9 protein-coding genes are annotated in these 11,857 nt (G+C 57.5%); 3 read left to right on the forward strand and 6 right to left on the reverse strand.

Features of this window, described 5'->3' with window-relative positions:
- From ACYVI2_RS03350 to ACYVI2_RS03360, 3 genes are all read right to left on the reverse strand, one after another.
- A partial coding sequence (locus ACYVI2_RS03350) for an ESPR-type extended signal peptide-containing protein (protein WP_460490263.1) occupies nucleotides 1–4,863 on the reverse strand: 4,863 nt, incomplete at its 3' end.
- A 256-nt stretch (nucleotides 4,864–5,119) separates the two neighbouring features.
- A complete protein-coding gene (locus ACYVI2_RS03355; RefSeq protein WP_415817918.1) occupies nucleotides 5,120–5,755 on the reverse strand; it encodes an IbrB-like domain-containing protein in 636 nt (211 codons plus the stop codon).
- A gap of 426 nt (nucleotides 5,756–6,181) precedes the next feature.
- Nucleotides 6,182–7,408 carry a DUF3440 domain-containing protein gene (locus ACYVI2_RS03360; RefSeq protein WP_415817915.1) on the reverse strand — a complete coding sequence of 409 codons (1,227 nt, stop codon included), beginning with the start codon at nucleotides 7,406–7,408 and terminating at the stop codon, nucleotides 6,182–6,184.
- Nucleotides 7,409–7,796: 388 nt separating this feature from the next.
- Here ACYVI2_RS03360 and ACYVI2_RS03365 point away from each other — a divergent pair, with 388 nt between their 5' ends.
- From ACYVI2_RS03365 to ACYVI2_RS03375, 3 genes are all read left to right on the forward strand, one after another.
- A complete protein-coding gene (locus ACYVI2_RS03365; RefSeq protein WP_415817912.1) occupies nucleotides 7,797–8,147 on the forward strand; it encodes an ArsR/SmtB family transcription factor in 351 nt (116 codons plus the stop codon).
- On the forward strand, nucleotides 8,144–8,569 hold the full coding sequence (locus tag ACYVI2_RS03370) for an SRPBCC family protein (RefSeq protein ID WP_415817910.1): 426 nt from the start codon (nucleotides 8,144–8,146) through the stop codon (nucleotides 8,567–8,569). The genes ACYVI2_RS03365 and ACYVI2_RS03370 overlap by 4 nt, the downstream gene beginning before the upstream one ends.
- A gap of 79 nt (nucleotides 8,570–8,648) precedes the next feature.
- Entirely contained in the window at nucleotides 8,649–9,323 is a 675-nt protein-coding gene (locus tag ACYVI2_RS03375) for a glutathione S-transferase family protein (protein WP_415817907.1), read from the forward strand.
- Between the two features lie 108 nt (nucleotides 9,324–9,431).
- Here the strand turns inward: ACYVI2_RS03375 and ACYVI2_RS03380 are convergent, their stop codons facing one another.
- The 3 genes from ACYVI2_RS03380 to ACYVI2_RS03390 all read right to left on the reverse strand — a co-directional run bounded on the left by ACYVI2_RS03380 (nucleotide 9,432) and on the right by ACYVI2_RS03390 (nucleotide 11,847).
- On the reverse strand, nucleotides 9,432–10,319 hold the full coding sequence (locus tag ACYVI2_RS03380) for an NAD(P)/FAD-dependent oxidoreductase (RefSeq protein WP_415817905.1): 888 nt from the start codon (nucleotides 10,317–10,319) through the stop codon (nucleotides 9,432–9,434).
- Between the two features lie 105 nt (nucleotides 10,320–10,424).
- On the reverse strand, nucleotides 10,425–10,898 hold the full coding sequence (locus ACYVI2_RS03385) for an Rrf2 family transcriptional regulator (RefSeq protein WP_415817903.1): 474 nt from the start codon (nucleotides 10,896–10,898) through the stop codon (nucleotides 10,425–10,427).
- A 70-nt stretch (nucleotides 10,899–10,968) separates the two neighbouring features.
- Nucleotides 10,969–11,847, reverse strand: coding sequence for an SDR family NAD(P)-dependent oxidoreductase (locus ACYVI2_RS03390; protein ID WP_415817902.1), 879 nt, complete (start codon nucleotides 11,845–11,847; stop codon nucleotides 10,969–10,971).
- Between the last annotated feature and the right edge of the window lie 10 nt (nucleotides 11,848–11,857).

The following is an 11,857-nucleotide window of genomic DNA, read 5'->3' on the forward strand; positions in this document are numbered from 1 at the left end:
CGTATTTCCGGCACTGTCAGCCACCGTTGTGCCGGTAGCCGTGGTCGTCGTCACGTTGCCTGCACCGTCGTTGACCGCCAGACCGTCATTGTTCATCACGGTATTACCCGTGGTGACGCTGCCGGTATTGCCCAGGTCAATATTCTCGTTCAGGCTGACCGCCACCACACCGTTCTGATCCACACCAGTTTGCGCAACGCTGATGTTGCTGTCACCCTCGAATCGCACTTCACCGTTGGGACCGATGTTGGCGCTGTTGCCTGCCGCATCGGTCGCTTTCCAACCGGCGCTTGCAACATCATTGACCTGCTTCAGTTGGTCTTCCGTTGCAGCCTGGCCGCTGGTGTAGTTGCTCGGATCGAACGTCGTGTTGGTCAAACCACCGATCGTGCCAGTGTTGCCGCTGATCACAATCGGGTTGCTGCCACCGACCGAGATTTGATTGCCACCGATAGCCGTGCTGTTGCCAGCCGCGTCCACCACCGACACGGTACCTGCTCCCACCGTGGTCGTGGCACCGGCAGCATCGGTCACCGTCGTGCCAGCCACCGTCGTCGTCGTGCTATTTCCAGCACCATCATTGACGGCCAGACCGTCATTGTTCATCACGGTATTACCCGTGGTGACGCTGCCGGTATTGCCCAGGTCGATGTTCTGGTTCAGGCTGACCGAGATCACGCCGTTCTGATCTACACCCGTCTGAGCCACGCTCAGGTTGTCGTCGCCTTCGAATGTCACCACACCGTTCGGGCCGATGTTCGCGCTGTTACCCGCTGCATCGGTCGCCGTCCAACCGGCATTGGCCACATCACTGACCAACTTCAGTTGGTCTTCCGTCGCCGCTTGCCCGCTGGTGAAATTATCCGGATCGAATGTCGTGTTGGTCAGACCACCAATCGTGCCCGTGTTGCCATTGATCGCGATCGGATTGCTGCCGCCGACGTTGATCTGGTTGCTGCCGATCGTCGTCTGACCGCCACCGGGAGTGGCAACCGTAATCGAACCTGCGCCTACCGTGGTCACCTCGCCCACGGCGTTGACCACCGTCGTGCCCGCCGTCGAGGTCACCGTGCTATTGCCGCCATCGTTGACCACCAGACCGTCATCGTTCATGAGGGTCTTACCCGTGGTGACGCTGCCGGCTGCGCTCAGATCGATGTTGTTGGCCAGGTTGAAAGCCAGATCGGTGCCATTGCGGCTGATCACGACGTTGCCGTCGTCGTTGCTGAAGTCGACCGTCGCGCCCGGAGCAACGTTCGCACCGGTGCCTTCGCCGTTGGCCGCCACGTTCCAACCCTGTGCAGCGTAGCCAATGGCGTCATGGACAGTGTCTTCGCCAGTATTGCCAATATTGCTCGTGGTCACTTGGTGCGTAACCGGGTCATAAGCGGCATTCCCGCCCATAACCGTTGCCACGGATTGGCCAGCGGTGTCCAAATCGTTGCCGACTGCAGTCACAGCCACGTTCGTGCCGTACAACTGGCTGCCGTTGATAGCATCGGTACTGGTACTGCTGATACGACCCGCAGCAACGTTGGTGAGAGTGCGCTCTTGGCCCGCACTACCTACGCTGACAGTGGCTAACGGATTAGTACCAGCATAGTTGTATGTAACGTTGTCGATAACCGCATTGGACGTACCGACCGCGGCAGCCGTCACGGCACCGCTGCCAAGCGCGACCGCATTTGCGTTCGATGCCGCAGCACCACGGCCAAGCGCGAGCGCGCTTTCGCCAGATGCCGCAGAGCCAGTGCCAAGAGCGACCGCGTTTGCGCTCGATGACGCAGCATTGGTGCCCATCGCAATCGAATCTGTCGCGCCCGCCGCCGTAGACGCCCCTCTACCTATTGCGCTGGAGTTGGTCGCATTAGCCGTACTCTGGAAACCCATTGCAAGCGAAGCGCGTTGCAAAGCATTAGCACCGTAGCCGGCAGCCAATGAATAATCACCCGAAGACGTCGCACGACCACCCACAGTCATGCTGAATTCGCCCGAGGCCTCTGACTCTGTGCCAATACTAATAGAAGAGCCGCCCGAGGCATCAGAAACCATACCAATTGCGATACCGTTTTGGCCCGTAGAGTTCGAACTCACGCCGAGCGCGATGCCGTTATCGGACGTCGCGTTCGCCATGTAGCCAATGGCATAGCTCCCGTTGCCCGACGAGTTCGCATAAGGTCCGATTGCTCCGGCCTTCGGACCACTGGAGTGCGCGAACGACCCGATTGCGAGGCCATCGGATCCCTCTACGCCACTAGCCTCTACCGAGGGGTCAACTTGAGCCTGATAACCAATCGCGGTTGATCTCGAACCAAGCGCCTGAGCCTCTTGCCCCAGAGCGATGCTGCTATCCCGCTCGGCGATTGAAGATGTACCTATAGCTATCGAATCATGATTACTGTCTGCGAGTTCAACGTCAGGGTTAGCCTGGCCGGATCGCGCATTGGTTCCAAACGCAATACCGTTTAACGCAAAAGCATTTGCACCCGTACCACTTGCTTGCGAGTCCGATCCAGCGGCGCTTGCAGTAGTACCGAATGCCATGGCGTTCTCTGCTGTAGCAGTTGCGCCACTACCCTGGGCAATACCACGAGCCGCATTTACCACGGAATTCTTGCCGACAACAATACCCTCTACCGCTGTCGAACTGGATTCTGTGCCGATCACAATCGAGTTTTCAACGGACGGGCCGTTAGCCTGGCGATTGCTATACGAATCCCGACCGATAATGATGGAGTTCTCATCACGGCTGACAACGTTTGTACCGATGGCGATACCGCTCGCATCGCGGGCTTCCGATTGCGAATTGCCGATCGTGGTCGAATTCGAACCCAAGCCTTTGATGTTATGACCGAGCACGACCGCGGAATCACCCTCAGCACCAGCCAAGTGCCCGATCGCGATCGAGTCTTGGTTCTTGGTCGTTGCGTCCGGACCGATAGCAATCGAATCAATGGCTGTAGCACTGGCACCATTGTTGTTCTTGTTGCCCTTGTCTACCCCACCATCATTGATGCTGACATAGTGCATCATGTTCTGGTCAATCTGGGTTTGCAGATTGGCGATGACGCCACCGGCAAAATCAATATCGCTCAGATCAATGCCGGATACCGCTTGCTGCAACTGACGGACGTTCACCGCATCCGTATCATTCGCCCCGTCTTCGACATTGACGATGCGGCGCGTGAACTCGCTGCCTGCCTCGCTGCTGCCAACGGAAACTGCGCTGCCGGAGAACGCGCGGTTAGTGAACCGGCTATTACCCGAGACATCGCTCTGGACAGCGTTAGAATTCAGCCCCAATGCGACAAAACCGCTATCCGCATGAGCATTGGGCCCAATCGCCGTTCCTGTTCCCACTGCGCTGGTCTGACGGCCAATCGCCACACCCGTGTTGCCGGCGCTGGCGGCATAACCAATCGCAATGCCTTCCGTTTGCGCATCCGTATCTTCGCCAATGCTGACTGCGCGGTTCGCTGTGCCACCAGTATTCGCGTTCAAACCGATGCTGACATTAGAGTCACCCTCTAATCCACCGGAGTTACGCCCTAACGCAACGTTGTCGTCACCGTTTACGTTATTACCAACCCCTTCTCCCATCGCTACGTTGAACTGGCCTGCAACGTTCTGACCAGACGCCGTGCCGATGGCAATGTTATGTGAGCGATCGCCTGGCAGGTGCTGACCTGTGCCCTGACCAGCGCCGCTGCCTATCGAGATATTATTCTCGGCATCTGCTACCGCGCCGGTACCCAAGGCCAAACCGCTGGCGCCAGTCGCAGCAGCGCCAGTTCCCAACGCAACGGCGTTGCCACCCGAGGCGGTTGCTTCCAGGCCTATGGCCGTACTGGCTACACCACTGCTATCGCTGTCCTTGCCAATGGCGATCGCAGCAGTCGGATCACCGTTGTTCGCGGGCTTTGAAACTTGAGCGCCGTCACCCAAGGCAATTGCGCTTTCGCCATCAGCAATCGCTCCAACGCCTGCAGCGAAACTGTTGTCTTCGCGCGCCTCAGAGCTGGGACCGATCGCGATCGATTCTTGGCCAATGGCCTGCGAATCGGGTGCTGCCGAATTGGCGTGGAAATACCGAACGCCGGTCGCGCCCTGTTCAATGAAAAGGTTATGGATTTGCTTACCAGTGACAGCATCGGTACTGGTCGCATTGATCGTGCCATCAGCAAGATTAGTAATCTTGTTGCCGCCCATATCAACATCGGTCCCAATGGTGACCCCATTGCTGTCGGCAACGATAACGCCGTTGGCAACATTCAGACTATCAGTAGTGACGCTGGCGGTAGTAATGGAAGTCCCAATAGCACCAACTTGACTCTGCAGTGTTGCGATATTGCCCTCTGCGGAACTCACATCACTTTGCAGCGTGGTGATGTTGCCCTGCGCCGTGCTGACATCGCTCTGCAGCGTCGTGATGTTTCCTTGCGCCGTACTGACGTCACTTTGCAGTGTCGTGATATTGCCTTGTGCGGCAGTAATCGCTGTCTCGGCAGCACCAACGCGTTCGTTGGTTTGGAACAGCTGTCTGCCAGATACCGCCTCGGAACTGCCTGCGTTCAGACTAGCGTCGGTCAGACCCGTTACGGTACCGCCACCACTGAACTCGATACGACCGGTCCCATCGGAGAACACGATCTCATTGCCGTCCCAGCTGCTTGGCGCAGTACTGTCGTCAATCGTGACGGTCGCTTGAGCGGCTCCCATCGCACCGGCAATCGCTACTGCCAAGGCACCGCGTGCCAAAAGGCGAGCGCCAGAGCTTCGTTTGCCTCGCGCTTTCGTTGTCTCAGGGACCGCAACAAAAGTGCGGCTTTCTTCGTTCCAAATCGACCTGTAGAGATGATTCACTTCCCGCGCCCTTACGGCTTGTATGCCGTTGCTTTGTTCCGTTGATCTTTACTGGACACTACGGTCCATAACCAAGCGTAATTGTGGCAAGGGAATAGGTATAATTTTCTACAAAAGCACGTGATTCATTATCTTTTGACCGATATACATGACTAATGAAACAATCACGCAAACCAACGTAATACTTCACTTAGTTCGAGTGCTTTCATTTATCCGCGCATCATGCTTTGGCGGCCTGCATTTGCAGTACGAAAAGCTATTTCCAAGATTTCGAATACTCGCTGTCCTGAAATAGTTCAGGCAGTCCCGATACTTGTTTAAAGCGCAGTACTTCGTCTGCATCCATGCCTAGTCTTTGGGCGACTTCGCTTTCGTGCCATCCTTCTTTGAGCAATCGAACCACGATGTCAGTCATCGGCATCACGGCATGAACGCCACGTGCACGATTGTGCCGTATCGTAGCGACGATACGGTCTGCAATATTGCTTCGCTCCGATTGAATACAGACCAATGGCAGATAGCCATGCAGGCGTTGTCGGATGGGCCCATTCTTCTTTGCTATTCGCTGACGGTGAAACCCATCCACGACCACGTATTCATTTTCTTGGTGTTCGTGCGCCACGATTGGCTGCGTATAACCGTCTACACCGATAGACAACTCAAGCAGCTTCATTTCCGGCGGAGCAACAGTGTTGGGATTGTAGTCATTGCCTTCGACTTGGCTCACTGGCACCCATTGAACACAATCGACGGGTTCGTCAGCAAAAGGACTGTGATCGCGCAACGACCGGCGTATCCCGTTTATGGCCTCTATCCGTTGACGCAAAGGCAGACTATCCAGTTCATCAAACAACGCTGCAGCACGACTGATCAGCTGTTCTACTTTCAGCATATCGATTCCTCCTCAATGTGACCCACTGTCCTCTGACACTCTGGACTTCGAACCCATAGGGCTCCAGAAGAGACACGTTCGACTGCAGCGCCTGGACTCTAGCTGCAAGTCCCCGCTCGTCGATGTACGCCAGAACACGATTGCGGAGCTCACGAAACAGACCTTTGTCGCGCGCTTCAACACGTAGATATCCCTCTCGGATACGCACCTCGTCAGCTAGGTGCTCAATACTGATAAATCCGAGGACCCTCGGGTCATTCTCGTGACGGACGGTGAACCATCGATACCGCGGGCCATCGTTCAGCGGATAGCCGCCGCACTCTCGCCGTACCGTAGCGCTGGCAAAAAAGCGTCCCATCTTGGCGAAAAACGCCGTCTCATCATCAATGGAACGCCGCACTTCAAATACATACCGTCGTGACGAATTCATCCCCTCTTCCCCGTCACAGACAATTCCTTGGTGTCACGCTTGGCAAAGCCAAACGACAATGACCGCGCCATATCCTGCTTTAGCAATGACATAGCTATCCGGCGCCACGAAGGTTGAGTTCGTCTATTCTCTAGAGCTGGGGTGCCCGCGTCAGGCCAAGCCGCAAGCGGATAGTCACGAACCACCCACCAATCGATGAATGCCTTGATGCGGCGCATATATACCTGTCTCACCTCTTGCGGCAGACTGCGCAGCAAAAACTCGCTGTACTGTTTCCATGTAGAAAACGTCGGCGGCAGCCCGATTCCCCCGCGATAGCCCAAGAACTTTTGCCGCGAATAGCGTGCACCGCAATTCGCGCCGGCCACACGCGCTACGACGCGGAACCAAGTTTGCGGCTCGAGCTGATGAAACAGATCCAGCCCTTTGCGTTGATCATCTCCGTAGGGCTGGCATACCCTCATCTGTGAGAATAGAACGCCGGCACGATACATACGATCGTACAAACGGTTGTACGAATTGCCTTTATCCGCCGTATAACGCCACAGGTCGCTGAAACGCCAATCGTAGATAGGAAAAAAAGTGATTGCTTTACCATGGAGGTGATCCCGGGCGCTCCATGCGATAGGCTCTTTGCCTCCGGGAGCTGTCCAGGCGAACTTCTTGACACCGGCACGGCGCTTGATAGCCAGATACCGGTTGAGCGACTCATCGGAGCGAATGCCCACCAGAATGGCCGTGGATACGCCGTCGCGGCACATCCACTCGTTGAATGCCGGGAAAAACTCTTCGAACTCCATCCGGTAGCGATAAAAAGGGAAATAATCCTGATCCTTGATCACTCTGCAATGATCAGGCATCGGCCGGATCCAGTCCTGCTCACGTCCAGGCTCCCAGGCACACCAATAGGGCTCCTGAAGGCTGGAGGCGTTGCGCAGATTTATCGGTAAACATATCCACCAGCCGCGGACGTCGGGTCGGTCGAACATTTCCTTGACGTGCTCAATGGTCGACTCATACTGACCTTCGAGGTCGATAAACACGGCATGCACTTCTCCGCGGCCCAGTTCCCGGGAGACCTCCAGCGCCAAATGCAGCAGTACCGAGCTATCCTTGCCTCCAGAAAAGGCAACACAAACTCGTTGAAATTGCGTCAAGACCATACGTAGACGATCTTTTGCTGCTTCGTAGACATTTTGGTCTTGGTACTGCTTGGCCGTCATACGACGCCCCTCTCCTTGGTCAATAACGCCTGGCCCGAAGAGAAAAGCGATTCGATCAAGACAAACTTGGCGGGCTGCGTATGTAGTAAAAACTTACAACTAACACATTGAGTACTAATTATGCCCCAATATACATATACTTACGGTTCTACATATCAACTTTCAATGAAAATTGACAATCCTTGACTTATATCGATATCAACAGAAACTAAAGGTTGACGCCCTTCGACGACCTAGAATCCGACAGCATCACTCTTCTGTGCCAGCCACGACAGCAGCCTAGTAGCTGCGACGCACATCGCAGGGCCACCCGCCCGACAACAACACACAGCCTGGCCGTAAACCATTTGAGTTGACAACCCACGGTATTTAGCAAATACTTCACTACATGGTGAACTATTATCAAACCTTGGATCGGACGTTTGCGGCGCTGGGAGACCCGACCCGCCGCGCCATCCTGGCACGACTCGAGCAAGAAGGCAGTGCGACCGTCAGCCAGTTGGCGCAGCCTTTTTCCATCAAGCTGCCGGCCGTCATGAAGCATCTGGACGTCCTTGACGATGCCGGACTCATCGTCCGTACCAAGGCCGGACGCACCGTTACCGTTCGCCTCTCGCCTGCCCCCATGCAGGCCGCGATGGATTGGCTACGTCGCTACGAGCATTTCTGGACCCATAGCCTCAATCGCCTGGCTTCCTACGCGGAAAGCCAGGAAGCCCAACGGAGACCCGAAAAATGACCAGCCTGACTCTTGTAAGACGTATCGCGGCACAGCCCGCTACGGTATTCGACGCTTTGACCACATCTGACGGCATCGCGTGCTGGTGGGGCCCAGACGGCGGGCCAGTGCTCGTCGCCGAAACCGATGTCCGGGTCGGCGGCCGTTTCCGAGTGAGATTTCGCATGCTCGACGGCAGCGAACATGAAAGCAGCGGCGAATACCTGCGCGTCGATCCTCCACATCATCTGGCGATGAGTTGGCGCTGGTCCGATAACGAAGACGGCGGCGAGTCGCGCCTCGAGTTTGCATTGCGCGCCACTGACACCGGCACGGAACTCACGCTCACACACAGCGGCCTGCAAGACGAAGCCACGCGCACTAGTCACGAAGAAGGCTGGGGTGGCGCATTGGACAAACTTGTGCGGCATTTCGCGGGCTGAGCCCAAATCGCATCCCGTAGCTTTGCGGCTGCGCCCTTTTCCTGCTCGGCACGAACGCCGAAGTCGCTAGGAGCGACCCATGATTACTCTTTCCGCATTCCGTTGGGTGCCCCCTTTTGCGCAAGGCTTGGTGCGCGATCTACGCGTGCGCTGGGCGCTCGAAGAAGCCGGCATCCCGTACAAAGAAAAACTGATCGGTGTGAAAGACCAGGCCAGCGCGGAATACCGGACATTGCAGCCCTTTGGGCAGGTCCCCGCCATCGAAGACGGCGACCTCAAGCTATTCGAATCCGGAGCCATCTTGCTGGAGATCGCCGAACGCAGCGATACATTGCTGCCCGCCGACGCGCAAGGCCGCGCACGTGCGCGCGCATGGACACTGGCGGCGTTGAATACGGTGGAGCCCCCTATCACGCATCTTGGCGGGCTGATGATTTTCCATGTCAATGAGCCGTGGGCGGCGCCAGCCGTCCCGACTGCGGAGCAGGCCGTGTGCAAGCGCCTGGACGAATTGGCACAGTGGCTGGGCGAGCGCGACTATCTGGAAGACCGCTTTACCGTCGGGGACTTGATGATGACCACCGTATTGCGCATCTTGCGCAATACCTCGCTGGTCAGCGATCGACCCGCGCTACAGGCTTATCAGTCGCGCTGCGAAGCACGGCCAGCATTTCGCAAGGCGCTGGCCGATCACTTGCGGCCATTCGCCGAATACGAATCCGCACGCGCCAGCACTAGGCCCGCTGCTGGCTGATACGGGCCCGGAAACCAGCGGCGACGATACGGTACCGCTGTGGACGCCCGATACAGACCATGCATAGGCATCAAGCCACACACATAGTCTGCGTCGGACGACGCGGCATCACAAACCGAACATCAGCGAGCGATGTGCGGCAGCCCCCGCCATGGCACCGTCGCCCACCGCCAGCGCCACCGACCCCGCAGGACGGGCCAAGTCGCCGCAAGCAAATACGCCAGGTATCGTCGTCGCCCGTGTGAAATCGGCTTTCACATAGGGGCCTAGCGGCCCTTCTTCTAGTTCGCACCCGAGTTGAACCGCCAATGCGCCCGGACGCACGCGCGTGGCAACGAACAAGCCCGCCAACGAGAATACGCGGCCGTCTTGCATCACCACATCGACGGCCTCACCGTCCAGACGCGCCACCCTGCCCGGCTCTACTCGCACATTGCGAGCCGTCAAGTGTGCCAGCTGCTCGGCATCAGGCTCGAATACATCATTAAGGAACAAGGTCGTCTCACCCCAATCGGGCAACATCAATCCCTGATGCAGTGATATCGCCGACACGGCCAGCACACCGATATGCCCCTGCTGCAATTCATAGCCATGACAATAGGGGCAATGGAACACGTGTTTGCCCCAACGCTGTGCCAAACCGGGCAATTCCGGCAGTTCATCCTGCACCCCCGCGGCGAGGATGAGGCGGCTGGCGGTATGCGCGGAGCCCTGCTGCGCAACGATTCGAAACCCACCGTCAACAGGCTCGGCGACCTCTACCCAGTCGTCCAACCATTGCACGGTGGCATAGCGCATAAGCTGCGCTCGGCCTGCGGCGGCAATCTCCTCAGGAGGTCTGCCGTCTTGAGTGAGAAAGCCATGTGAATGGGTAGCGAAGCGATTACGACGCTGTCCAGCATCAATCACCAACACTTTACGGCGCGCACGCGCCAATTGCAGGCCGGCTGACATACCGGCATAACTGCCCCCAATGATGATCACGTCGTAGTCCATCGGAAACCTCATTCGTGCGAGTTTAATTTCACGTATCTTTTAATGATACATTAAAGCATGAACCTTGGCGATATACGTCTGTTCAATCAGGAATCGAACGAGGACTCAGGGCTGTGGCCGATGGCTCGATTTCGTTTTCGCATTCGAAGGCGCCGCACGGCACAATGCGTCGAACTGCCCCGCCAAGTCGGCTAGACTGACCGCCCCCAACCGCTGCACCAGCAGGATCTCGGCCTGATGCAAGGCGTCCGCAATTGCTGCGTTTACCACGCGCTCTACGGCACAGTCGGGATTGTCACGGTCGGCGCCAATCGCAAAGATACGCGGGCCGCCAACTGCTTGATGCACATCGAGCAGCGTAATACGGTCCAGCCCGCAAGCCAGGCGCCAGCCGCCATGGTGGCCCTTGTCAGATTGCACATAACCGGCCTTGCGCAGGCCCGCCATGGTGCGACGGACAACGGCGGCATTCGTGCCCAGCATGCGCGCGATCTGCTCTGATGTCATGGGCTCCTCGTTGGCACGTGCCATGTGCAGCAGTACGTGCAGCATGCGGGAAAGGCGGCTATCAGTTCTCATGGGTAGCGCATCTAGGCCGAAGCCAAGCTTATTGGTTACCCTGCATTATCGGCGATATCCGCGCGGCGTTTCAGTTCGCGTGTTGAAGGGCCTTTGCCAGTTCATGCCGGGACTGGTCCCAACCGGAGGCCGGGACCAGTTGACCGGCCTGCGCTTGCACCTGCGCGAGTTGTTCGCACAAAGCATCGACCGGGGTACCTGCGTCACCCAGGTGGACGCCATGCGTCATCGTGATGTGCGCGCATTCAAAGCTGCCCCCTCCCGCCAACAGAATCATGCGCGTCGGGGCGTCCTCGCCTATCAACGCAATCAGCCCCGGGCTGACCTTTTCCGGCGTAAAGATCTCTGCCGCCTGCGGATCCAGTAAACCCTCGGTCATCGCAGTCATGGCAGTAGGCGCCAGGCAGTTCACCCGTACGTTATGTTTGGCGCCTTCGAGAGCAAGCGTCTGCATCAGACCGACCAGCGCCATCTTGGCCGCGCCATAGTTTGATTGCCCGAAATTGCCATACAACCCCGACGACGAGGTCGTCATCACGATCCGTCCGTATGATTGCGCGCACATGTGGGGCCACACCGCCTTGGTGGCATTGACAGCGCCCATGACGTGCACGTCCAGCACCAGGCGAAAGTCGTCCAGATTCATCTTGGCAAAGCTGCGGTCTCGCAGGATGCCCGCATTGTTCACCAAGACGTCCACACGTCCGAAAGCCTCTATCGAGCGGGCAGCCATAGCCTCCATGTCGGCATATTGCGTCACGTCGCTCAACACCGCGATGGCCTGTCCACCAGCAGCGCAGATCTCATCAGCCACGTCTTGAGCGGCATTGCCGAGATCATTGACCACCACCTGCGCACCGTGCCGTGCCAGCTCAATGGCGTGGGCACGTCCCAGGCCGCCCCCCGCGCCAGTCACGATCGCCACCCTGCCCGTTAGTCGCTTCAACATACGTTGCTCC

The organism is Bordetella tumbae (genome assembly GCF_054780995.1).

Bases quoted from the DNA above. Each gene is read 5' to 3' on its own strand.
- ACYVI2_RS03390 (WP_415817902.1), bottom strand. From the start codon at position 11,847: ATGTTGAAGCGACTAACGGGCAGGGTGGCGATCGTGACTGGCGCGGGG.
- ACYVI2_RS03365 (WP_415817912.1), top strand. From the start codon at position 7,797: ATGGTGAACTATTATCAAACCTTGGATCGGACGTTTGCGGCGCTGGGA.
- ACYVI2_RS03385 (WP_415817903.1), bottom strand. From the start codon at position 10,898: ATGAGAACTGATAGCCGCCTTTCCCGCATGCTGCACGTACTGCTGCAC.
- ACYVI2_RS03360 (WP_415817915.1), bottom strand. From the start codon at position 7,408: ATGACGGCCAAGCAGTACCAAGACCAAAATGTCTACGAAGCAGCAAAA.
- ACYVI2_RS03380 (WP_415817905.1), bottom strand. From the start codon at position 10,319: ATGGACTACGACGTGATCATCATTGGGGGCAGTTATGCCGGTATGTCA.
- ACYVI2_RS03375 (WP_415817907.1), top strand. From the start codon at position 8,649: ATGATTACTCTTTCCGCATTCCGTTGGGTGCCCCCTTTTGCGCAAGGC.
- ACYVI2_RS03355 (WP_415817918.1), bottom strand. From the start codon at position 5,755: ATGCTGAAAGTAGAACAGCTGATCAGTCGTGCTGCAGCGTTGTTTGAT.
- ACYVI2_RS03370 (WP_415817910.1), top strand. From the start codon at position 8,144: ATGACCAGCCTGACTCTTGTAAGACGTATCGCGGCACAGCCCGCTACG.